Origin of the sequence: Xenorhabdus sp. PB62.4 (genome assembly GCF_014467285.1) — a bacterium.
In the GTDB taxonomy this organism is placed as follows: Bacteria; Pseudomonadota; Gammaproteobacteria; order Enterobacterales; family Enterobacteriaceae; genus Xenorhabdus.
In genome coordinates this window covers 304,369-328,173 of record NZ_NKHR01000002.1, presented here as the reverse complement: position 1 = coordinate 328,173, position 23,805 = coordinate 304,369, and the positions used below count along the sequence as shown (strand labels likewise).

Sequence of the window (23,805 nt, the reverse complement as noted above, 5' to 3'; positions counted from 1 at the left end):
AATAGTTTTAATGTGCTCCGCCTTGGTCTTGTCTCCCCGCAGAAAATGGCGGTTTTGCCATCCAAACCAATAATGTCAAAATAAGGAACACGCCTGCTGACAGCCAAAAGATTTCATTGGCAGAAATAATTAATCCTTGTTGGGTGATCTGTTTTGCCAGATAAGCTGCAATCTGCGTATCATTCATGCCTAACTGACTTAATTGGTGATGAATTTGCTGATAGTTCGGGTTATATGGATTGATGTATTCAGTAAGGTTTGAATGGTGTATTGATTCACGCTGTGTCCACATTGTGGTTGTGAGGGATGTCCCGATTGAACCGGCCAATATACGGGTAAAATTTGACAGGCTGGAAGCCGAAGCCATTTGCTCTGGTGCAAGCCCTGATAAGGTAATGGTTGTCAGTGGCATGAAGAAACATGCCATGGCAAGTCCCTGAAAAAATTGAGGCCATGCCGCGGTAGCAAAATCCATACCTGACTCAAATGTATATGCCCGCCAATAGAAACAAACAGTATAAGTGACGAAACTGAATGTCACGATGTAGCGCATATCTATTTTATGGCCAAATTTACCAATAATTGGGGAAAGCAACAGAGGCAATAACCCGACAGGCGCAGCCGCAAAGCCAGCCCATGTTGCGGTATAACCAAAAACTTCTTGCAATAATTGCGGCAGCAAGACAATCGAACCGAAATACATCATGAAGCCAAGGCTGATGCTCAATGTTCCAATAGAAAAATTGCGCCTCTTAAACAGCGATAGATCAATAATCGGGTGGTCATCAGTCAGTTCCCATATAATTAAGAGCGTCAGTGTAATCACTGCAATAAGAGTGAGGATTATAATTTCGGTAGAATTAAACCAGTCAAGCTCTTTACCTTGGTCGAGCATGGTTTGCAGGCAACCTATACCCATCACCAGCAAAAATAATCCTACAATATCAATTGGATTAATCGCAGTTTCTGTTTCCCGGCCGCGTAATATTTGCATAACCGCAAAGATAATAGCGATACCAAGGGGGATGTTAATGAAGAAAATCCATCCCCATTGGTAGTTGTCACTGATATATCCCCCTAAGATAGGGCCGCAAATAGGCGCAACAACTATCATTACTGACCAAAGCGCTAAGGCCATGTTTCGTTTAGCTGGTGGGTAATTATTGAGTAACAAACTTTGGCAAAGAGGAAGTACCGGTCCTGCTGCGAGCCCTTGAATAATACGGAATAAAATTAGCATACCGAGGCTATTGGAAATACCACATAGCCAAGATGAAAGCGTAAAAATCGCAGTAGCCCAGAGGAACAGTTTCACTTCACCAAAACGCTTTGCCAGCCACCCTGTGATTGGTATAGAAATAGCGTTTGCGACACCAAAAGAAGTGATGACCCATGTTCCCTGCGAGATTGAGGCCCCTAAGTTACCCGCAATCGTTGGTATGGCAACGTTGGCAATGGTGGAGTCGAGAACAAGCATGAAAGTTGCCATTGCCAGTGAAATGGTCAAAAGAGCAAGTTTCGCACCTGTTAGTGGTTCTCTGTTTCCCATGACTCTCCCCTTAAATCGGGTTTCCTGAGTTACTATTAATGACGTCAGTAACTATTTGGTTGGCAGAAGCCATATCTATCTTCAACGCATTTGTGTGATAGGCAGGAAGAGAGCGTTCGGTGGTTGCCAACGTAGTTCCATCGGTGTTTGCTGTATCCACGTTGACTGCTGTTGATAAGCCAATGCGCAGGGGATGCTGTTTTAATTGTTCAGCATCAATCTCAATACGGACGGGTAGACGTTGAACCACTTTAATCCAGTTACCGCTGGCGTTTTGTGCCGGTAATAAAGAAAAGGCATTACCGGTTCCCATATCAATACCTGCAACTTTGCCTGTATAAACAACATCTTTGCCATAGAAATCACTGATGATTGTGGCTGGTTGCCCGATACGCATATTTGCAAGCTGAGTTTCTTTGAAATTGGCTTCAACCCACATGTTGCTGGCAGGAATGATAGCCATTAATGGTGTCCCTGAATTAATGCGGGAGCCAACTTGAACGCTACGACGTGCAACATAGCCATCGACAGGGCTGACAATTTGGGTTCTCTGTAAAGCAAGCCAAGCGTCACGAACACCAGACGCGGCTTTTTCAACAGCAGGTTGTTTTTCCAATGGGGTATCTAAAATAGTTGCCTGATTGCTTTTGTATTGCGCAATGGCAATATCCAGATCAGCTTGAGCAGTTGAAACATTTTCACGCATATGTTGCAACTCTTCTTTGCCGATCATCTCCTTGGCACCCAGTACTTCTCTCCGGTTAAGGTCACTTTGTGCTTTCTTGAGAGCAATTTTTTTCAACTCAATGGTTGCTTGATATTTTTTACTGTCGATCATGCGTTGATGAGTGATTCGAACAGTATTCGCCAATTCATTTTCAGCTTTTTTCAAGGCCAATTCAGCGTCACGGGAATCAAGCTGTACCAGAACATGCCCACTTTTTACATAATCAGTATTGTCAGAATTAACGGTAACAACACTCCCCGTAATTTGCGACATGATTTGTACTTGGTTGCCCGTTACATAGGCATTATCAGTTTCTTGGTGATGACGTAAAACGAGAAACCAGTAAACGGTATAAATGGCACCAAGGATAAGGAAGAGTAGCGTCAGTGACGTGATGATATTGCGGCGCTGCCGTTTCTTATTACTACTTTTTTGGCTCGTTTTTGGATTTGACGGCGAGAGCTGCATGTTCTCACTAGCACTCATAGAGAATCTCCGTATTTTTTATTCGCTAATATTACTGTGGTAATAACTGCACTAAACACGCCTCCAGTAATGTCTATACACTACTGGAGGCGTGAACGATATGGATTCAAATATTATCTGAAGATAATAGTTAGCCATATGAGGTATCTGATGATACTGGCTAGCGGAAAAGTTTTTTTAGGACATGTTGCTATAACATGTTTATTGATTCAAAACTGATCAGAAATAGAGATGATTACTTACTAAAACAATCACCAATATTATCTAATTGATTCAATACTTTTCTCATCAATTTTTCTAACTGTTTTTGCTCCTCCAGTTCGAGAACAGACCAAAGTTTAACCAGGCACTCATGCTGGGGCGGGAGTAAACCATTCAAGAAACTTGAACCTTTTTCGGTTAGATGAAGATGGAGGCAACGGCGATCATTATGGCTCTCCTTTCTTTCTATCCAGCCTTGCTTTTCTAATTCATCTGCAATTCGGGTTGCATTTGTACGGGAAGAGCCCAATGCCGCACTGAGTTCTGATGGCTGAATACTACGACTTTCTTTGGTATCCAGAATCATCAGAGCCATAAACAAGGTTTCATTGATTCCTTGTGCTTTCAGCATGTTGTTACGATTTTCCAGAATTTTGCTCTGGACATGCATTGATAAGCGAGTGAGTAATATCTCTTGATAGGGCAAACTTTTTTGCTGTGCAACACGGCAATTAAGTAACTCTTCTGTGGGAGTGAATGAACTTTCCATTGTTTAGATACCTTATTAGTTTCAACCGGTAAAGTAACGTCTGTTAAAAACCCTACAAATACTATATTAAAAGTTAAATTTAGCAATTATAGTTATTTATTATCATCATATTTCTTTAAATATTGATACCTAATTCATAAATACCTTGAATATTACTCCAAAAACAGCAGCACCAGATAGTGTGGAAATGATGATGCTTTTGGTTTTGTAGAAACATAAGCAGATAGTCAGGCACCCTATTAGGGTTGGTATCAATTTATTGTGTTCTTTCATCACGCCAGGAATGCCTGAGACGATGAGAAGCGAACAAATTGATGCAATGCCAATGCTATCCAGTATGACGCCCATTTTTCCCGCTTTTGCGGTAGGTGAGCGGTTAGCACCTAAACGCAGGGGAAGATAGCGGAATAGGAAGTTGGCAATGCCCACAACCAGTCCGATAAGAAGTATTTTATTATCAATCATATGATGTGCTTTTATTCAACTGTGCGTTTTTGGCTTGCAGAAGGGCTGCTAAACAGCCTCCCATGATCCCTGCAAGAATGGCGATGGGGATTGAGAAAAGTATCACACCGACTAGAGCCCCCAATAAGGCAGCGGTAACGCAGTAGCTATTCTGTTTTTTGACGGAGGCTAATAAGAAACTGAGAAACAGTGCGGGAAGCATAAACGTCATTGCTGCTTCAATCGCTGGATATGAGTCCAGATAACCATTACCTAACACAGTGCCTGCCACAGTACCCAGCACCCAAGAGAGCCAAGAACATAGGGCGATGGCGATCATCCAATTTTCACTCCAACTGCGCTGGTTTTTTATTAGCTTAGTTGTTGCTGCGGCAAAAACCTCATCTGTCAGGCCAAAAGCCCAAATGACGGTTTTCTTTTCTGATAAGGGTTGTTTAATGCGATAGCGTAAAGCTGGGCCATACAGAATATGGCGAATATCCATCGCCATTACAGTTAATGCGGAAACCCACAATGACATACCAGCGCTAAGTAGGGCGGTTATCACAAACTGGCTGGCTCCTGCATAAATAACGCAGGAAAAAAATATGGCTTCTAAAGGTGTAAACCCCAGTTTGACTGCGCTTAGGCCAAATGCAAACGAAATGGGAACATAGCCAATGACAATAGGGAGACTATCAAAAATCCCTTCTTTGAATGAAGAAATTCCGTTTGGGTGGGGTTCTTCAAGGGAGGATGTATCAGATATTGGTATGTCAGGTGCGGATTTATCAGGCGTTTGCATGGAGTGTTTTATTTTTTTGTTAATAGATAAAGTAACATTAACAAAATATGATGAAAGTGAAAATATGAAATGTATAAATTATTTAATTAATGTTATTTAGAACCAAGGGATTAGAGGGGATTTGAGATAAAATGAGGAAAGCCGTGAAGTTTTGTTAATATTTTCACGGCTCCATCGGTATAGAGGAGGTGCAGAGAGTCAGTTGTTTTGATGAGCCGCATTTCTGGCTGCGTTTAACCAGCTATCCACGGTTTTCTGGTGTGCTCTAATCCAGCCTTCGGCCTGACGTTCAATATCAGATTCAGAAATTTTAACGCTGTGCATACGCTGATTCTGCGCGTTGATATCAGCAACCGGTAATTTCATGACAGCAAAAAGCATTGCAGCAGCGGGATTCTTTTCTGCCCATGCTTTGTTTGCCACGATGTGCATGGTACTGGGAGGAAAACCATAGTTACGACCGTTAGGTAATTGAGTATCAATGGTTTCGTCATCGCCGAGGGCAGAGAAAGGAACTTGCAGCCAGATAACATCTTTTCCGGGTTTCAGTACATCACTGACCCAATAAGGTGTCCAGGTATAGTAAAGGATCGGTTTGCCTTCCCGATAACGGGCAATAGTATTTGCCATCATAGCCGCATAGTTTCCTTGGTTATGTTCCACGGTATTTTTCAATCCATAAGCTTTTAACTGGCGGTTAATCGCTTTTTCACACCCCCAACCAGGATTACAACCTGTTAAATCTGCTTTGCCATCTCCATTGCTGTCAAACAGCTTGGCAAGTTTAGGATCTCTGAACTGGGCTATATTGGTGATTTGGTATTGTTCTGCTGTTTTTTTATCGATGAGATACCCTTGAACCGCGTTTTCGACATATTTTCCCTTGCGATAAAATATATTATCGCCTCCAGCCGCTTTATATTGAGCGTTATGGAGTGGCTCCCAATTGACGGACATAAATGTGGCATCACCGGAGGCAATGGAAGCATAAGCGACGTTATAATCAACCTCTTTGATTGGTTTGACGTCATAACCGAGTTTTTCCAATGCCTTGCAGACAATTAATGTCTGGAATGTTTCTTCACTGATTGTACTTTGGAGTGGCTGTACACTGATGCCCTTGCCCGGAAGATCAGCAGCAAATAAGGAAAGGCTCATGAATGCTGACAGAATTACTCCTAAGACCGCCCCCTTATTTATGATCTTTTTGCATAAAGCTATCATGCTGAGCATGATTATCTCCTCCGTTATGTGTCGGGTCAGATATCGTTTTTTGTCGATTTTTTGGGTAAGAGAATTTTTGTTTGGCTGAGGATAACAGTAGGTTCAGTAATCCTATTGGCCCTGAGTGATACCAATGACCTTTTCTGGATCGAGTATTTTTTCCCAGAGATTGAGTCAGGCGGTCAAGGATAATGGCAAGAATGACAATTCCCACTCCTCCAACAGATGCCAGCCCTATATCAAGACGGCCAATACCGCGCAAAACCATCTGCCCTAAGCCACCCACTGCGATCATAGAAGAAATGACAACCATGGAAAGTGCTAGCATCAATGTTTGGTTCACACCTGCCATAATTGTAGGCATGGCTTGTGGAAGCTGAACTTTGAACAACATTTGCCGTGGGCTTGCACCAAATGATTTGGCAGCTTCAATCAAATCATCGGGAACCTGTTTGATTCCCAGGATTGTCAGCCGAATCATAGGAGGTAAAGCAAAAATGATAGTCACCATGACGCCAGGCACATTACCGATGCCAAATAGCATTACGATTGGGATCAAATAAACAAAAGCGGGTGTTGTCTGCATAGCATCCAGCAAAGGGCGAATCATTTTGGCAATCCGATCATTGCGAGCTAACCAGATCCCGAGAGGCAGCCCGAACAAAATACAGAACAGCAGGGCGGTAAGTACCAATGCCATGGTTATCATGGCTTCTGACCATGCCCCAATTGCACCAATGAAAATCAGTGAAATGAAGGAAATACCGCCCATTTTTGCTCCCGCGAGCTGCCATACCAGAAATGCAAAAAACGCAATGGTAATGGGGGCTGGTGTAGTGATCAGGAATTGTTCAAAACCATTGAGGATAAAATCTACGGGAACGCGGATTGCCTGAAACACAGGTCGGAAGTGCACAACTATCCAATCGACAACATTGGTCACCCATGAATCAAACGGAATGAGTTTGTGTTGAAAAGGTGACATGATATTAAAGTGCTCTGGCGGGATATCGCTGGTTGTATTTAGCCAATCATAGTCCCCTGATGGAGAGGCAGTGGCCGTATCCATCCAGGGATCACTGACGATTATCGGATCAGTGTTTATTTGTGGAGAATTATTTTTCATTGGGTGCCTCTTTATCTAAGGCTTGTAACAAAATTCCTTTAGAAATAACGCCTAAATAACGGCCATTATCTCCAATAACAGGAACTGCACAGGGAGATTGCACCACGGTGGATATCAATTCATTCAGTGGAGTTTCTGCGGAGACAGCAGTTGGTTTTTCCAATATGGCCTGCTCAATGGTTTTTTCTTCTGCCAATGCCTGTTGTAGAGAATTGACAGATACCACTCCAATAAACTTCTGGCCCTTTTCGATCAGATAGCCATAACTTCTATCTTCGTCATCCAACACTTTCAGAGCAGAGCGGGGGCCGAAACCTGCGGTGATATAGAGTAGAGACTCTGGTCGGCGGCGGGCAATATCTTTTGCTAAGAACACATGACTGATGTCTACGCCACGGAAGAAAGCCCTGACATAATCATTTGCAGGATTATTCAGGATTTCATCAGGTGTGCCCACTTGTACAATGATACCACCTTGCATGATAGCAATACGATTGCCAATACGCATCGCTTCATCTAAGTCGTGGGAAATGAAAACAATAGTGCGCTGTTGTTCTCCCTGTAGACGCAATAATTCATCTTGCATTTCGGTACGGATCAGAGGATCGAGGGCTGAGAATGCCTCATCCATTAACAAAATATCGGGATTGTTGGCTAATGCTCTGGCTAATCCAATACGTTGCTGCATACCGCCAGAAAGTTCGTCGGGATATGACAGAGCGTAATTTTCCAGATTCACTTGTTTCAGCGTTTCAAGTGCTTTTTGATGGCGCTTTGCTTTGGGAATACCGGCAAGTTCCATTCCAAATGCAGTATTTTCCAAAACATTCAAATGTGGCATGAGTGCAAATGATTGGAAAACCATACTGATTTTACTACGGCGAACATTGCGTAACTGGGATTCTGTAATGGTTGAAATATCTTCGCCATCAATGAGTACCTGGCCTTTGGTTGGCCTTATCAGGCGATTGAGAAGACGTACTAGCGTGGACTTACCAGAACCAGATAATCCCATGATCACAAATATTTCGCCTTCTTCAATAGCCAGATTGGCATCCTGTACACCGACGGTTAATCCTGTTTTTTCAAATATTTGCTCTTTACTCAGGCCAGAAGATAATAACTTAAAAGCTGGTTCAGGAGGATCGCCGAATATTTTATAAAGGTTCTTAATTTCAAGTTTAATGGTCATGTAAAAATATTTTCCTGTTGTTGATGATATCTTGTATTTGGTTGCTCCAATGCTATTTTCTTCAATACATACCCTAACATATCGAAATAAATGGACAACACCTTATCTGGATTTATTAATAAATAATTGACTTTTCTTATGAGATCTTACTGAACTCATAAGGAAGGCTATATATCAACTTGATTAAGTTTTTTGTGAGGTGAAAATTAACTTTGTGGGGATTTTTGATATCTTTTTGTTATTCAATTGATTTTTGTTGTCTGTGATGCGATGGTTTTTAATATAACTTGATGGTGTGAAACATATTTAATTGGTTTGTTTTGGGTTTTTCATTAAATTTAAAAATTAATTGTGTAAGTTATCTTAATTAAATATTTGTTCATGTTTATCTTATTGATTTTTTGAATTATTGTTTTTATAGAAAGGCAGATATTCAAGCTTGAAAGTGATGTTGAGCCCTGATGTCTGATAATGATGTTATTTATAAGGTTTATCCAATACAACTATAGCATAAAGTTGAAAATAGTATTTTCTGTCAGATAAATATTGCTATAACAATGTGGTGGATATTTATAATGCTTGTCACTGGTTATGTTTTATTACCTGAGAGGTTCTAAAGTTTAATTTAATATTCAATAATTGTTTTATTTTTGGGTTATGGAAGTTATTGCATAGGCAATGAGTTTATTTTCCATACTAAACATAAGGTTAAATGGGGCTGAATTCAACATTGAAGAGATTAGAGGATAGTGAAGCCACTCATCAGTTTCTCTGAAAAGACGTTCCCCCACCAAATGAAGTCAATGACTGTCATTAGCTATTATGACAAAAAAGTAACACGTCAAAAAAACAGCAACATGCAGAAAACGGGAGCATGGCAGTTCACTTCAGAAATGAATAATTTTCATCGCATCATATTTTGTTGTGAAAGCTTTTAATAGCTGGATATAGCAAGGTTTTTCGCATCATTGATTCATGGCGAACAGTGTAGTGTATGCCTTTCGTCATTCATTTGTTGTTTGGCTGGGTGAGTTTATTTACCACAATCTATTGGTTTTATACCACAGTGTTTGCCATAAATGATAACGCTTCTAGTAAAATTTCTTGGTGGTATATATAGTTAACAATAATAAAAACTAACACTTGTGTATTGTATTGAGATAATTCATTTTTGAAATCACTGCTATATATAGCGTTAATTAAGAATATTTTATCTATATATGGTATTTTTAGCTTTTTTAAATGATCGGCATTAAAAATAAGGTGTCATAACTTATTGGCAGAGCCATAATTTTAATTGTCAGAGGGCGCGATGGTTTCTTTATCAAATTGTCAGATGTGTAACCGAATTCATCATTGCAAATTGATGAACGAGGGATTTAGGCTAGTACTGAAATTTTCGATAATAAATTAAATGGAGGTAGTTTATGTACCATCATTACCTGAATACTCCAGAAGGATTTCCCAAGCCTTATGTACATATCACTGCGGATGATGAAGGAGTAACGAGCATTTATTTCGTTAATGAAAAGAAAGAATTAGAATCTAAGAATGTGATTACTAAGCAGTGTGCAAAAGAGTTACAGGAATATTTCAAAGGAAAGCGGCTGACGTTTACAGTCCCTTTAAGTATGCGGGGAACTGAATTCCAGAAACGAGTCTGGCAGCAGCTATGCAAAATTCCTTATGGTGAGATGTGGAGTTATAAACAATTGGCACTAACGTTGGGTTCAGTAAATTATTGTCGTGCGGTTGGCATGGCAAATTCACGCAATCCAATTTCATTGATTGTACCTTGCCATAGAGTAATTGGTCATGATGGTAAGCTAGTTGGTTATACCGGCGGGTTGGATATCAAAGGATGGCTGCTGGAACACGAAAAAGGTAGAAAGGCGAAAAGTAAACAAAGCTGAAATAAGACGCTAATTTATTTGTGAAATCACTATTGGCGTATAAAATCAGTCAATGTAACTAAACGAAAAGTACGTTTTTTTGCATTTTGTATATATTTCGTGATCTATGTTACAGACAATAGACTATATTATTTGTTGTACTGTACGTGACGCTATGTTTGTGTCTTTTTTTATTAAAGGTAAGTTTGATGTCAAAAATTAAAGGTAACGTTAAGTGGTTTAATGAATCCAAAGGGTTCGGTTTTATCACTCCAGAAGATGGTAGCAAAGATGTTTTTGTACACTTTTCCGCCATTCAGTCTAACGGATTCAAAACTCTGACCGAAGGTCAACAAGTAGAGTTTGATATTACTGAGGGTGAAAAAGGTCCATCTGCTGCAAACGTTGTCGCAATCTAATTTCAACCCCCGTATTCTTAAAACCCGTTCTTAGCAACGGGTTTTTTATCTTTTGTCAGAGTTGAATTTTAGCAGGGCATTAAAGTTTGTTCATAACTGCAAAAGCAAGCCCTGTCATTAGTAACGAACCTATCACATTTGCCAGCACAGCAAGCAGTGCCCAGCTTATCTTTCCTGCCTGTAACAGATAAACCACTTCAACGGAGAAGGTAGAGAAGGTCGTCAGGCCGCCACAGAAGCCCGTGGTTAGCATTAATTTCCAAACAGGATCAAGGTGCGTCGCTTTATTGAAATAAGCCAATCCTAATCCAATGATAAATGCGCCGATGCAATTAGCCGTCAGCGTACCAACGGCAATTGGGGAAGAAGGAGTGTTTAGGCGGAGGCTGATGAGCCAGCGTAACACGCTACCCAAGCCACCACCGAGAAATACAGCAAATACAATATTTATCATTGGTGATGGCAATAGATTATTTGACTTCCATACCTTTGGCCTGCAAATCGGCATGGTAAGAAGAACGAACAAATGGGCCACAAGCTGCATGGGTAAAGCCCATTTCTAATGCGGCTTCTTTCATTTCTTCAAATTCAGCCGGACTTACATAACGCTGGACGGGTAGGTGATGGCGGCTTGGCTGTAAATATTGCCCCAAAGTCAGCATGGTGACACCATGACGACGCAAATCACGCATAACTTCTAAAATTTCTTCATTGGTTTCGCCCAATCCCACCATCAGACCTGATTTAGTCGGGATATCAGGGTGAGCTTCCTTGAATCTTTCCAGTAGCTTCAATGACCACTCATAGTTAGCGCCCGGACGAACCTGACGATAAACCCGTGGTACGTTTTCCAGATTATGGTTGAATACATCAGGTGGCGTTGCGGTCAGTATTTCCAGTGCACGATCCATGCGGCCACGGAAATCGGGTACCAAAGTTTCGATTTTAATCGAAGGATTTTTTTCGCGAATAGCCGCGATACAGTCAGCAAAATGTTGTGCACCGCCATCACGCAGATCATCACGATCAACAGAAGTGATAACCACATAACGTAATCCCATATCTTGAATGGTTTGCGCGAGTTTGATAGGTTCATCTGCATCAGGTGTATTCGGGCGACCATGTGCTACGTCACAGAATGGGCAACGACGGGTACAGATGGCACCAAGGATCATAAAGGTGGCGGTTCCGTGGTTAAAACACTCAGCAAGGTTAGGGCAGGAGGCTTCTTCACAGACGGAATGCAATCCATTTTTGCGCATTGCAGCTTTGATACCCTGAATGCGGCTGGAATCCGCAGGAAGTTTGATTTTCATCCACTCAGGTTTGCGCAAGAGTGCTTCACGTTCTGTGGCAACTGTCTTCACAGGGATCAAAGCCATCTTGTCTGCGTCGCGGTATTTGACACCGCGTTCCATCTGAATTGGTTTACTCATAATCGTGCCGGTTCCAGTTATATTCTTCAGATTTTGACTTACTGCCTGATGTGTATGACAAGACGATCGAGGCAATAAATCCATTCAAATTTTTTTGAAAAATGTTAAAAAATTATATCATCTTTCATCGACGAGTTGAAATCCCAAGATCTGACAGAATTTTTCCACCAGAACGGGTTGTACATCCTCAATGGTCACTCCTGTGACAAAATCATTGAGTTGGATCATTTGCATGCCAGCATAGCCGCACGGATTAATGCGGAAAAACGGCTGTAAGTCCATTGCAATATTCAGTGCCAGACCGTGGAAAGAGCATCCTTTACGGATACGCAGCCCAAGGGAACATATTTTGTTGCCTGAAACATAAACTCCGGGGGCATCCGGGCGGGCGTATGCTTCTACACCAAAATGCGCCAGAGTTTCGATCACTGTATTTTCAATTGAAGTTACCAATTGGCGAACTCCAATTTTTGAGCGTTTCAAATCAATTAAGACATACATAACCTGTTGACCTGGGCCATGATAGGTGACTTGACCACCTCTATCCGATTGGATAACAGGGATATCTCCTGGCGCAAGTACATGCTCAGCTTTACCGGCTTGGCCTTGTGTAAATACTTTCTCATGTTGGACAAGCCAAATTTCGTCAGGTGTTTCCGCAGTTCGCTGCTCAGTGAACTGGTGCATGGCATCAGAAACCGGCTCGTAAGGCTGAATACCTAACTGGCGTAAAATAACGGTGTTATGTTGCAATGGGACGTCATCATTCGTTAACAAAAAGTGCCCGCCAGTATAACGCCCTAAGATGATTCCCACCAGTTTGAGAATGCCTTAAAGCAATAATATTGTTAATTAGACGAATATATTTTTATTTTGTATTATCATGGTTATATATTTTGATGATTTTCCCTTTAATCTCTGTTTGAGCTAACAGATGGTCAAAAAAAACCAACTTTTAATTGTTGGGCATCTTTGTAGTTTCCTGGTGCTCCTTTACAGTCTCTCGATGCTACTGCCTATTTTCGTGGCTCTGTTTTATAAGGAAAAAAGTGTTTTTGCTTTTTTTGAAACATTTGTCATTGGATTAACTGTCGGGGGAGCTGGTTGGTATTTCACTCGTAAAACCAAAGCGCAACCTAGCACGCAAGATGGGTTTCTTATCATTGTGCTATTTTGGTTGCTGTTTTCGTTACTTAGCGCCTTGCCTTTTATGCTCGACAAGAGCCTGAATATTAACCTTGTGGACGCGATGTTTGAAGGTATATCAGGTATTACGACGACAGGGGCAACGGTGCTGAATGATGTGTCTGCACTGCCTAATTCGGTACTCTATTATCGCGCCCAGCTCAATTTTATCGGTGGACTGGGCGTTATTGTCCTTGCTGTTGCCATCTTGCCATTATTAGGAATTGGTGGCGCAAAACTCTATCAATCAGAAATGCCGGGTCCTTTCAAAGAAGAACGATTGACCCCGCGTCTTGCAGACAGTGCCAAAAGCTTATGGGTTGTTTACCTGTTGCTGGGGGGATTATGTTCGGTAAGTTTCTGGGCTGCGGGTATGGCATGGTTTGATGCTATTTGTCATGGTATCTCAACCGTTTCTTTGGGGGGATTTTCAACCCGCAACGAAAGCCTTGGTTATTATGACAGCGCAGCCATTGAAATGGTGGGGGGGATTTTCTCAGTATTGTCGGCAGTCAATTTTACGCTTTATTTTGTTGCCTTGACACGCAGGAGCCTGAGACCACTGTTAAAAAACGCTGAACTGCAATTCTTTTTGTTGGTACTGGCAGGCGTGGTTTGCATTATTTGGTTGGAGCTATATCGTTCAGGTATGTATGGTGTGAAAGATGCGTTCATTCATGGCTTTTTCATGACAAGCTCCATGATGACAGATAACGGTCTGGCAACCGCTGATTATGCCCAGTGGCCCCCTCATACCATACTGATGCTACTGGCGGTCAGTTTTTTTGGCGGCTGCGTAGGTTCAACCTGTGGCGGTATCAAAGCACTTCGCTTTATGATCTTGGCAAAACAGAGTGTTAGCGAAATTAACCAACTCATTCATCCAAATGCCATTTCAACCATCAAAATTGGTAAATCAGTAGTTCAGGAACGGGTGCTGCGTTCTGTTTGGGGCTTCTTCTTTCTTTATGTCTTTTTCAGTTGCTTTTTTATCTGGGCATTGAATCTGCTCGGTTATGATTTGGTGACTTCATTTGCCACTGTTGCGGCTTGTATCAATAACATGGGAATAGGATATGGTGCCACAGCACAAGGTTTTGGTGATCTTGATGCGGCAGCAAAATGGATGATGTGTGCTGCCATGTTGTTGGGAAGGCTGGAAATTTACCCAATACTGATTTTATGTTCGAAAGCGTTTTGGCGTTTTTGAATTAAGCGTTTTTTTAAATCGGGCGTAGATAGATAGCCGAATGATTTTTCCGTATTGGGCTAAGTCTCCGCGAGATAACCACGCCTGAATCAAGTAAGAACAAAACGCTATTAATTGCAGAAAAAACGCTGACCAAGAAATCAGCGTTTTTTAAAGATGCGATTACAGCACAACGCGCACTAATTCCAGATTACCCAATTCTTCATACAGTATTTCAACTTGCTCAATATGCGTAGCGTTGATAGTAATGGAAACTGAGTGGTAATTGCCTTTGCTGCTTGGTTTTACGACTGGAGAGTAATCACCCGGCGCATGGCGCTGAACTACTTCAACAACTTGATCCACCAGCTCAGGTTGAGCTAAGCCCATCACTTTATAGGTAAATGAGCAGGGGAACTCAAGCAGTTCATTTAATTTTGTTTTCATGGGCGTTCCTCATGTATTTGCCACGGCAAAAAGGATGATTTGCCGTGGTGTGATAATTTTCTGACAATATGTAACTAATATAGGGTTAAATACCCAACTTTCAATAGATTAACCAAACCAGTGGTGGAACATCAGTCGGATATAGTCAATCATACGGCTGAAAAAGCCGCCTTCTTGCACTTCATGCATCACAACCAATGGACGCTGCTCAATGGTTTTACCATCAAGCTGGAAGTTAATAGTGCCAACAACTTGATTTTGGGCGAGTGGTGCATGCAGTTCGGTATTATCCAATATATAGCTGGCTTTCAAATCTTTCAGGCGACCGCGAGGGATCGTCAGGTAAACATCTTTATCAACGCCCAGTTGTACTTTATCAGTGTCACCAAACCAAATTGGTTCTGATGCAAATTCTTTACCGACTTGCAGTGGTGAAACTGTTTCAAAGAAGCGGAAGCCCCAAGTCAGTAATTTTTTGCTGTCAGTTTCACGCCCTTTGAACGTCGGGCTACCCATGACGGCAGAAATCAGGCGCATATTTCCTTCGGTTGCAGAAGCAACGAGGTTATAACCCGCTCCGCTAGTATGGCCTGTTTTAATGCCGTCAACATTTAAACTTTTATCCCACAACAAGCCGTTACGGTTAGGCTGGCGAATATTGTTGTAAGTAAATTCTTTTTCTTTATAGATAGCATATTCATCCGGTACATCACGGATTAAAGCTTTCCCAATCAATGCCATATCATGAGCTGAACTATATTGACCATTAGCATCCAGACCATGAACAGTCTGGAAGTGCGTGTTTTGCAGCCCTAAGCTCTGTACGTATTTATTCATCAGGCTGACAAACGCATCCTGACTGCCAGCTACGTAGTCCGCCATTGCGACACAAGCATCATTGCCGGATTGCAGGTTGATACCACGGGATAGCATGGCAACAGAGACCTGGTCACCGGGCTTTAAAAACATTAAAGAGGAACCTTTAAATACCGGATTCCCTGTTGCCCAAGCATCTTTACCTACAGTAACGGTATCATTTGGTCCGATTTTTCCTGATTTGATGGCTTGACCGATGACGTAACTGGTCATCATTTTGGTCAGGCTGGCGGGATCGCGGCGAACATCTGCATTTTTTTCAGCTAATACCTTTCCTGAATTGTAATCAATCAGAATATAGGCTTCTGAATCTAGTTCGGGAACACCGGGGATCATTGTTCTGAAATTATCATCCGTGTTGGCGAACGCAGAAACACTGGTAGCCAAGGCGATGCCTAAAGTGGCATTTTTAATAAAACGGGAAGTAACTATGTATTTCATGATTGATTAGATAACATCCGTGAGAAAGGGATTGATAATAATTGACATAATAACAAATGAAAAAAAAGCTGACATTAAACAAAATTGGGTGAATTGAAGGTTTACACTTTTTTACCCGTATTTTATTCACCGCAATTTTATCTGCCTGCTGCTAGGAATCAGATAATCCAGCCAGCAGGCAATGATGCCATTTATTTCTGTTGATATACACCCATCGTCTTTCAAATTGCCACCTTATTGGCTAGGTTCATCCTTTAATGGGTATAGCAACATTGGTATAACGGATCAGGGCGCAACAATAAAAGAGGATTGATGGATTTGATCCATTAGTTTTTTTTGTAATTCCAGGGCTTGCTGGCGGCTGTTAAGCGGCCCCAATTGAACGCGATAGACATTGCCAAATTGGGTAGTACGGCCTTGCACGTTAAAACGCTGACTCAAAGATTGTTGCCATTCTTTAGCTTTTTGCTCAGCGCTGACAGCACCTACTTGTACCATATAACTACCTGCCGATACTGAACCAGACCGGGTTTTAGGACTATTAGGACTAGAGGATTCTTTCGAATCCGATGATGTTGTCGCTGGTGGAGTAACAGGCTGGCTTTCTGTGTCACCAGAAGGTTTTTGTTCAACAGCCGATGGTTCCACAGTATTCTGTGATGTGGAGTCGCTTATCATGGGCGCTTTGATAAATGACTGAGAACCAATATTGGGTCTTTCAGGTAAGGCATAGCTCTGTTTAACAATCGTTGCCCCCTCAGTGCCTAAACCAGAGAGTGAACCATCAGGTGCAACTTGAATGCCATCCAATTTTACTTTGCTTTGCGGCATCAAGTTTAATCGCTCTGCTGCTGCACGTGATAATTCAATGATTTTTCCCGGCTTATTGTAAGGTCCCCGATCATTAATCCTGACAATCATCATGCGCCCATTGCTTAAATTGGTGACACGCACATAGCTTGGAATAGGCAACGTCGGATGGGCAGCCGTTAAAGAATAAGGGCTGGCTCGTTCACCAATTGCGGTCATCTTTCCATTGGATTCTTCACCAAACCAACTGGCATAACCTGTTTGGCTGAAATTAGCCGGATCTTGCACGATGCGATACGTTTGCCCATCCTTCTGATAATCCTGATTGGCGCTTGGATGATAAGGCTCATATTGAGGCTCAGCACCCAAAACATCACGGGTTGGGACAGGGGGAAGGGAAGATGCCCGGTTAGTGTCTGTTGTTGTACAGCCTGATATCAGTACCGCTAGGATGCTAAGTATAAGCCATTGTTGACGCATGAAACTTCTTCCTCATAAACTTTTGGACAATAATTTACGATGTGTATGTATCGACATGATAATGCCGAATCCCGCCATTAAGACAATCAATGCTGAACCTCCGTAACTAATTAGAGGCAGAGGGACGCCGACCACAGGTAGGATGCCGCTTACCATGCCAATATTAACGAAGACATAAACAAATAAAATCAATATCAATCCCCCGGCCATCACACGGCCGAAAGTATTTTGTGCTTTGGCAGCAATAAATAAGCCGCGCATAATGACCATCAGGTAGAGTCCGAGCAAAACAAGAACGCCTACCAACCCCAATTCTTCCGACAAGACGGCAAAAATAAAGTCAGTGTGTCGTTCGGGAAGAAATTCAAGTTGTGACTGTGTACCTTGCAACCAACCTTTCCCGAATAAACCGCCTGAGCCGATGGCTATCTTGGATTGGATGATGTGGTAGCCTTTTCCCAGTGGATCACTTTCAGGATCCAGCAGCATCATAACGCGGTCGCGCTGATAATCGTGCATAAGGAAGAACCACAATATTGGAATGAAACAGGCAATCAGTAAAACCGCAATGCCAATTAATTTCCAATTCATTCCTGCCAGAAACAGAATAAATATGCCAGAGGCTGCAACCAGAATGGAAGTTCCCAGATCTGGTTGTGCTGCCACCAGAAGGGTGGGCAGAAAAGTCAGGAATAGTGCGATGCCCGTGTTTTTCAGGGAAGGTGGGCAAAGGTCACGGTTCATAAAACGAGCCACCATCAGAGGAACCGCGATTTTGGCAATTTCTGATGGCTGGAAGCGCACAATGCCCAAGTCTAACCAGCGTTGTGCTCCTTTACTAATCTGCCCAAAAACATCAACTAAAATCAGCAGGATGACGCATACAATGTAGAGGTAAGGGGCCCAATTTTCATATAAGCGTGGAGGCACTTGAGCCAAGACGATCATCACGATGAACCCCATAACAACTTGCCCGACTTTGCGTTCCATCATATCAATGTCTTGTCCACTGGCACTCCACATAATAAAAAGGCTGTAGGCCAGTAATGCCAGAATGCACAGTAGCAGTGGAATATCTATATGTATTCGGGTCCAGAAAGGAACCTTGTTTTGAGATTCTGTCATGGCTTTACTCAATTAGCTTGTGTTCTGGTAGCTTGTGTACTGGTCGCTTGTATTCTGGCAGGCTGAACTCCTGTCGTCGCTGAGGCTGCGTCAGGAGAGGCAGTGTTGTTATCCTTGAGCAAGATATGATCCAGAATTTGGCGGACGATAGCGCCGACGGATGGCCCTGAACCACCATTTTCCAGAATGATGGAAATGGCAACGGTTGGGTTGTCATAAGGTGCAAAGGCAATCATCAGCTTATGATCACGTAGATGTTCAGCAAGTTTGCTTGCATTATAAGTTTCATAACTGAAAACCTGGGCTGTACCTGATTTAGCTGCGGCTTTGTATGGTGTGCCAGCAAAGACTCTGCGGGCAGTACCATTTGGAGCATTGGCAACGCCATACATGCCATCTTTGGCAATTTCCCAGTATCCAGAATGAATATCCCCAATTTGCTCGCTGGCTGGAGGTTGATAAGGTTGCATTTCTCCATTTACGCGAGTGCTTATCAAGAAATGTGGGGTCTTAACTTTTCCATCATTGATCAATATCATTAGGGCTTTTACCATCTGCATTGGCGTTGCAGTCCAGTATCCCTGACCGATGCCAACAGAAATGGTATCGCCTTGATACCACGGTTTTTTGTAGCGTTTGAGTTTCCATTCACGGGTAGGCATATTGCCTGGGTTTTCTTCTTTCAAATCAATGCCCGTAAATTGGCCATAGCCAAATTTTGTCATCCATTCAGATAACCTATCAATGCCCATATCGTAAGCAACTTGATAGAAAAAAGTATCCGCTGATTCAACAATTGATTTATGAACATTCAATTTGCCATGTCCCCAACGTTTCCAGTCACGGTAACGCTGATCTGATCCCGGCAACTGCCACCAACCCGGATCGTTTATCGTGGTGTTTTTTGTAATGACATCACTGCTAAGGGCGGCGACAGCAATAAAAGGTTTTACCGTCGATGCAGGTGGATAAGCCCCTTGCGTTGCACGGTTAATTAACGGGCGATTGGGATTGTTAAGCAAGGTTTTATACTCTTTGCCCGATATGCCATCAACAAACATATTTGGATTGTAGCTTGGGTTGGATACCATAGCTAAAACTTCCCCAGTACGAGGATCGGTAACAACAACACCTGCACGGCTGGTTGTCAGTATCTTTTCGATGTAAGTTTGCAGCTCCAAATCGATTGACAGATAAATATCCTTGCCTGCCTGTGGGGGCTGTTCGTGCAGTTGGCGAATGACTCTGCCACGATTGTTAACTTCCACTTCTTCGTAGCCGGGTTTGCCATGCAAAATAGATTCATAATAACGCTCAATACCCAGCTTGCCGATATCATGACTGGCAGCGTAGTCAGGCAAAATCCCCTCTTTATCGAGCCGCTCTACATCTTTATCATTTATTTTAGCAACATAGCCGATTACATGAGTCAGGGCAGAGTCGTAAGGATAATAACGGCGCTGGTATCCCTTGATTTCTAACCCCGTAAAACGGTATTGGTTGACAGAAAACCGCGCCACCTGAACCTGATCCAGTGGTGTTTTCAGTGGAATTGAAGTAAAGCGACGTGCGCGTTGACGTTCTTTTTTGAAGGTTTCAATATCTTCATCAGTAAGGCCAACAACAGAACGTAATTCTTCTAATGTCTTGTCAAGGTCAGTGACTTTCTGCGGCACAATCTCTAACTGGTAAATGGTCCGGTTAGTTGCTAATGGTGTGCCGTTGCGGTCATAAATGATCCCACGACTTGGAGCGATGGGAACAAGCTTAATGCGGTTCCCATTTGAGCGGGTTTGGTAATCTTCGTGGCGTGTGATCTGGAGATTATAAAGATTAGCAATCAAAATGCCGGTTAAAATAATAATACCTATAAACGCCACAAGTGCGCGGCGTATGAATAGGGCTGATTCAGCCGAATGATCACGAAAAGGAGTTCGTTTCTTCTTCATCTCATTGCCAGAATTCACAGTGATAGATTACCCAATTTATTCCCGATGATAAGGGTGGTTAGTTGTGATGCTCCATGCCCGGTAAAGGCTCTCTGCAACCAGAACCCGCACGAGGGGGTGTGGCATAGTCAGGGGAGAAAGTGACCAACTTTGTTCCGCTGCTGCTTTACAGGCCGGAGCCAAACCTTCGGGGCCACCAATCAGTAAACTGACATTCCTGCCATCCAGTTTCCAGCGATCAAGCTGTTGCGCCAATTGAGGTGTGTCCCAACGAGAGCCAGGGATATCCAGAGTTACAATGCGATTGCCTTTACCAACAGCAGCCAACATCTGTTCGCCTTCCTTTTCCAGAATACGCTTGATGTCTGCGTTTTTGCCGCGTTTTCCTGCTGGAACTTCAATCAGTTCAAAAGGCATATCCTTGGGAAAACGATTCAAGTAATCCATGAAGCCGGTCTGTACCCAGTCCGGCATCTTTGTTCCTACAGCGATCAGTTGTAACTTCAAACTCAACTCCAGAGTTTTTCCAGTTCATACATGCGACGGCTGTCTTCCTGCATAACATGAACCATAATTTCGCCGAGATCCACGACTATCCAGTCGGAAATCCCTTGCCCTTCAACACCCAGAGGCATGATGCCGGCTTCGCGGCAGTCATCAACGAGATTATCTGCCACAGACATCAGATGACGGTTTGATGTTCCGGTGCAGATAACCATGCAATCAGTAATGCTGGATTTTCCACGAACGTCTATAGAAACAATATCCTGTGCTTTGGAATCTTCAAGTTTATCAATAACAAATTGTTGTAGTTCTGTGCCTTGCAAAAGGATCACCTTTATTTTATAAAATTGGTTGAGTAACGCAGAATAATAGCATGCCAATCTCTGTAAAAGTAAGCAACTTGGCGGCAATTCGCTGTATGATTTCGCTATTGCTTATCTATTGCTTATATAGTCCCCATGAATCGATATAATTTTGTATCGATGGGGGGAGCAGGTCATCACAACTTAGACCTTGTTGGTGGCGTTGGCGAATGTCTGTCGCCGAAATGTTTAATAGCGGAGTCGCGGCTAAGTAAATATAACCGTGTGGTTTTTGACGCAATGGAAATGGAGTATCAACTTGGTGGTTTTCTAGCCATTGCTGCATTTCAGGGCTTGATAATTGCTTCTGATAACCCGGACGGGAACAGACCAACAGATGGCAGATATCGAGCAATTCTTCCCATTTATACCATGTATGAATAGTTTGTAATGAGTCCTGCCCGATAATGAATGCCAACGGGCGTTCTTCCCCCGCTTCCTGACGAAAGGATTTCAATGTTTCCACTGTGTAAGATGGTGTTTGTCGCTCCAGCTCACGAGTATCCACAGTAAACAACGGATTATCCTGTACAGCCAGACGAACCATTTCCAGCCGTTGTTGAGCACTCGCCTCTGGCTGAGGACGATGTGGTGGAACGTGATTAGGCAATAAAATCACCTGATTGAGTCCCACTAGCTGTGCCAATGCTTCCACAGGGCGCAAATGACCATAATGGATAGGATCGAAAGTGCCGCCAAACAGTGCCTGAATAATCGGGGCATCTGTATCGATTTTTGAATCAATGGTATTTATTGGAGCAGTATTTATTGGATCAATAGAATCAAGCATTCAGCAAGCTCTCTGGTAATGGTTTTCCGCATAACAGCATGGAAAGCGTTTCCAGGTCAGCCCAAATGGATTGGCTATAATCCTGTTTGACACGCAGTTCCATCTGGGTCAATAAATGTATGGCGGATTGCAGGTCTTGTTTTGACAGACGCTGTAATGCGGTGGTTAACAATGGCCGGCGATTTTGCCACACTTTGTGCTGATCAAATAATGTCTTCAAAGGAACTGTTTTACTTTGACGTTTAAGTATCAACAGCAGCATTAGTTCCCGCTGTATAGTACGAAGCAGGATGACAGCTTCGGTATCTTCTTGCCGGAGTTGTTTCAGTACATGCCATGCCCGTTTTATTTTTCCTGCCAGTAAAGCATCAACCCAATGATAGGGAGAAAAATGAGCAGCATCGTTGACCGCTTCTTCAACGCGGAACAATGTCAGCCGATTATCGGGATGGAGCAGGGAAAGGCGTTCCAATGCCTGAGCCAGTGCTAACAAGTTCCCTTCATAGCAATAGCACAATAGCTGATTAGCTTCATCTTCCAGTGATAGCCCCATGTTTTTAGCACGTTGAGCCACCCATTGAGGCAGACGATTTTGCTCTGGAGTCAGGCAACTGACGTATACACCATTTTGCCCAATTGACTTGAACCACTGGCTATTTTCCTGCGCTTTAGTGAGCTTATGGCCACGCAGTATCAGCAGGATATCTGAATGCAGTAACTCTGACAGCTTGATGAGCCGTTCTGCCATTGAGGCATTCGGGCCATTTTCCGGTAGTAACAGGATGAGTGATTGACGGCTGGTAAACAGGCTCAGTGACTGACACAGGCTGAAGATTTCATCCCAATCGGTATGGTTATCCAACGCAAAGGTGAAATGCTCCATAAAGCCATGTTGTTCAGCCATTCTGCGGATACTGTCCTGACTTTCCTGTAATAGCAATGGCTCATTGCCCCATAGCAAATAGCAGCTTTGCAGCCCTTCATTGAGCTGCGAAAGAAGTTGTTCAGGATAAAGTCGGATCATTGTTTCTGTGTAGTCGCAGCGTTCTGTTTTTCTTCAGCTTTCAGAAGTTCTGCGCTATGAACAGTTAACAGTTGGCGTATAAGCTGATGGGCAGCCTGTTCGCGCATTTCCTGTTGAACCAATTCATTTTCTGCATCTTTTGCCAGTGCTTCCAGTGGGTTATCGAAGAAAGAGCGATCAACCCTTGCTTGCAATGGATAGATGCTGCCATCTGGCATCAGAACTTGAGCATCAACATACAGAATTAACTGGCGTTCGGCTGCTTTACCATCCTGAAAGACCGAAACAGTCTCTTTGTTTTCATTAGAACCCAAAAGTTTCAGGATAGGTACTGAAGCATCGCCATATTCAATAATTTTGACATCGTTCAGGCGAAGTTGCTGGCGCACCGAGCGTGCCAGAGGCCCGTAAGGGTCCCCTGAACTTAATTGTAATGTTTGAAGCTCTTTTGGTACTTGCGTTGTGCCGCGAAGGTGAAAACCGCAGCCAGCGGTGACCAACACCGCTAACCCGAGCAACAACGTGAAAATACGATGCCGCAGATTATCTCCTACCACATTTCTTTCCACTAC

24 protein-coding genes are annotated in these 23,805 nt (G+C 42.9%); 3 read left to right on the top strand and 21 right to left on the bottom strand.

Translation table 11 applies throughout. The annotated features are described in order from the left end of the window. Positions 1–7: 7 nt before the first annotated feature. From emrB to proV, 8 genes are all read right to left on the bottom strand, one after another. Positions 8–1,549 (bottom strand): multidrug efflux MFS transporter permease subunit EmrB, encoded by a 1,542-nt coding sequence (gene emrB, locus Xenpb_RS03245; RefSeq protein ID WP_187653060.1) that lies wholly within the window; start codon positions 1,547–1,549, stop codon positions 8–10. Positions 1,550–1,559: 10 nt separating this feature from the next. Then, positions 1,560–2,744 (bottom strand): multidrug efflux MFS transporter periplasmic adaptor subunit EmrA, encoded by a 1,185-nt coding sequence (gene emrA / locus Xenpb_RS03240; protein ID WP_255523010.1) that lies wholly within the window; start codon positions 2,742–2,744, stop codon positions 1,560–1,562. 253 nt (positions 2,745–2,997) lie between these two features. Next, positions 2,998–3,513 carry a transcriptional repressor MprA gene (gene mprA, locus Xenpb_RS03235; protein ID WP_187653058.1) on the bottom strand — a complete coding sequence of 172 codons (516 nt, stop codon included), beginning with the start codon at positions 3,511–3,513 and terminating at the stop codon, positions 2,998–3,000. A gap of 129 nt (positions 3,514–3,642) precedes the next feature. After that, a complete protein-coding gene (ygaH, locus tag Xenpb_RS03230; RefSeq protein WP_187653057.1) occupies positions 3,643–3,978 on the bottom strand; it encodes an L-valine transporter subunit YgaH in 336 nt (111 codons plus the stop codon). Beyond that, a complete protein-coding gene (locus tag Xenpb_RS03225; protein ID WP_187653056.1) occupies positions 3,971–4,762 on the bottom strand; it encodes an AzlC family ABC transporter permease in 792 nt (263 codons plus the stop codon). The genes ygaH and Xenpb_RS03225 overlap by 8 nt, the downstream gene beginning before the upstream one ends. Before the next feature lie 198 nt (positions 4,763–4,960). Further along, on the bottom strand, positions 4,961–5,986 hold the full coding sequence (proX, locus tag Xenpb_RS03220) for a glycine betaine/L-proline ABC transporter substrate-binding protein ProX (protein WP_187653087.1): 1,026 nt from the start codon (positions 5,984–5,986) through the stop codon (positions 4,961–4,963). Then, a complete protein-coding gene (gene proW / locus Xenpb_RS03215) occupies positions 5,955–7,112 on the bottom strand; it encodes a glycine betaine/L-proline ABC transporter permease ProW (RefSeq protein WP_187653055.1) in 1,158 nt (385 codons plus the stop codon). The genes proX and proW overlap by 32 nt, the downstream gene beginning before the upstream one ends. Next, positions 7,102–8,304, bottom strand: a complete 1,203-nt coding sequence (gene proV / locus Xenpb_RS03210) for a glycine betaine/L-proline ABC transporter ATP-binding protein ProV (RefSeq protein ID WP_187653054.1) — start codon at positions 8,302–8,304, stop codon at positions 7,102–7,104. Before proV ends, proW begins: the two co-directional genes overlap by 11 nt. Before the next feature lie 1,427 nt (positions 8,305–9,731). Between proV and Xenpb_RS03205 the strand changes: the two genes are divergently transcribed. Further along, positions 9,732–10,217, top strand: a complete 486-nt coding sequence (locus Xenpb_RS03205; RefSeq protein ID WP_187653053.1) for a methylated-DNA--[protein]-cysteine S-methyltransferase — start codon at positions 9,732–9,734, stop codon at positions 10,215–10,217. 188 nt (positions 10,218–10,405) lie between these two features. Next, positions 10,406–10,615, top strand: coding sequence for a transcription antiterminator/RNA stability regulator CspE (gene cspE, locus Xenpb_RS03200; RefSeq protein ID WP_047962204.1), 210 nt, complete (start codon positions 10,406–10,408; stop codon positions 10,613–10,615). 79 nt (positions 10,616–10,694) lie between these two features. Here the strand turns inward: cspE and crcB are convergent, their stop codons facing one another. The 3 genes from crcB to lipB form a co-directional block, all read right to left on the bottom strand. Next, positions 10,695–11,069 (bottom strand): fluoride efflux transporter CrcB, encoded by a 375-nt coding sequence (crcB, locus tag Xenpb_RS03195; RefSeq protein WP_187653052.1) that lies wholly within the window; start codon positions 11,067–11,069, stop codon positions 10,695–10,697. A gap of 16 nt (positions 11,070–11,085) precedes the next feature. Then, positions 11,086–12,051 carry a lipoyl synthase gene (lipA, locus tag Xenpb_RS03190; protein ID WP_099114681.1) on the bottom strand — a complete coding sequence of 322 codons (966 nt, stop codon included), beginning with the start codon at positions 12,049–12,051 and terminating at the stop codon, positions 11,086–11,088. A 117-nt stretch (positions 12,052–12,168) separates the two neighbouring features. Next, positions 12,169–12,804, bottom strand: coding sequence for a lipoyl(octanoyl) transferase LipB (gene lipB, locus Xenpb_RS03185; RefSeq protein WP_187653086.1), 636 nt, complete (start codon positions 12,802–12,804; stop codon positions 12,169–12,171). A gap of 181 nt (positions 12,805–12,985) precedes the next feature. Here lipB and Xenpb_RS03180 point away from each other — a divergent pair, with 181 nt between their 5' ends. Continuing rightward, positions 12,986–14,446 carry a TrkH family potassium uptake protein gene (locus Xenpb_RS03180; protein ID WP_187653051.1) on the top strand — a complete coding sequence of 487 codons (1,461 nt, stop codon included), beginning with the start codon at positions 12,986–12,988 and terminating at the stop codon, positions 14,444–14,446. A 162-nt stretch (positions 14,447–14,608) separates the two neighbouring features. Here the strand turns inward: Xenpb_RS03180 and ybeD are convergent, their stop codons facing one another. From ybeD to lptE, 10 genes are all read right to left on the bottom strand, one after another. After that, a complete protein-coding gene (gene ybeD, locus Xenpb_RS03175) occupies positions 14,609–14,872 on the bottom strand; it encodes a DUF493 family protein YbeD (RefSeq protein ID WP_047962199.1) in 264 nt (87 codons plus the stop codon). A 108-nt stretch (positions 14,873–14,980) separates the two neighbouring features. Continuing rightward, on the bottom strand, positions 14,981–16,189 hold the full coding sequence (dacA, locus tag Xenpb_RS03170; protein ID WP_187653050.1) for a D-alanyl-D-alanine carboxypeptidase DacA: 1,209 nt from the start codon (positions 16,187–16,189) through the stop codon (positions 14,981–14,983). Positions 16,190–16,474: 285 nt separating this feature from the next. Continuing rightward, the gene (gene rlpA / locus Xenpb_RS03165; protein ID WP_187653049.1) at positions 16,475–17,479 is read right to left on the bottom strand and encodes an endolytic peptidoglycan transglycosylase RlpA; all 1,005 of its coding nucleotides are present in this window, start codon (positions 17,477–17,479) and stop codon (positions 16,475–16,477) included. 12 nt (positions 17,480–17,491) lie between these two features. Next, on the bottom strand, positions 17,492–18,604 hold the full coding sequence (gene mrdB / locus Xenpb_RS03160) for a peptidoglycan glycosyltransferase MrdB (RefSeq protein ID WP_187653048.1): 1,113 nt from the start codon (positions 18,602–18,604) through the stop codon (positions 17,492–17,494). A gap of 8 nt (positions 18,605–18,612) precedes the next feature. Then, positions 18,613–20,553, bottom strand: a complete 1,941-nt coding sequence (mrdA, locus tag Xenpb_RS03155) for a peptidoglycan DD-transpeptidase MrdA (protein ID WP_255523005.1) — start codon at positions 20,551–20,553, stop codon at positions 18,613–18,615. Positions 20,554–20,589: 36 nt separating this feature from the next. Continuing rightward, positions 20,590–21,060 carry a 23S rRNA (pseudouridine(1915)-N(3))-methyltransferase RlmH gene (rlmH, locus tag Xenpb_RS03150; protein WP_187653047.1) on the bottom strand — a complete coding sequence of 157 codons (471 nt, stop codon included), beginning with the start codon at positions 21,058–21,060 and terminating at the stop codon, positions 20,590–20,592. Positions 21,061–21,062: 2 nt separating this feature from the next. Then, positions 21,063–21,389, bottom strand: coding sequence for a ribosome silencing factor (gene rsfS / locus Xenpb_RS03145; protein WP_099114749.1), 327 nt, complete (start codon positions 21,387–21,389; stop codon positions 21,063–21,065). A gap of 106 nt (positions 21,390–21,495) precedes the next feature. Continuing rightward, positions 21,496–22,209 (bottom strand): nicotinate-nucleotide adenylyltransferase, encoded by a 714-nt coding sequence (nadD, locus tag Xenpb_RS03140; protein WP_187653046.1) that lies wholly within the window; start codon positions 22,207–22,209, stop codon positions 21,496–21,498. Beyond that, entirely contained in the window at positions 22,202–23,233 is a 1,032-nt protein-coding gene (gene holA, locus Xenpb_RS03135; protein ID WP_187653045.1) for a DNA polymerase III subunit delta, read from the bottom strand. The genes nadD and holA overlap by 8 nt, the downstream gene beginning before the upstream one ends. Continuing rightward, a complete protein-coding gene (gene lptE / locus Xenpb_RS03130) occupies positions 23,230–23,775 on the bottom strand; it encodes an LPS assembly lipoprotein LptE (RefSeq protein WP_187653085.1) in 546 nt (181 codons plus the stop codon). The genes holA and lptE overlap by 4 nt, the downstream gene beginning before the upstream one ends. Between the last annotated feature and the right edge of the window lie 30 nt (positions 23,776–23,805).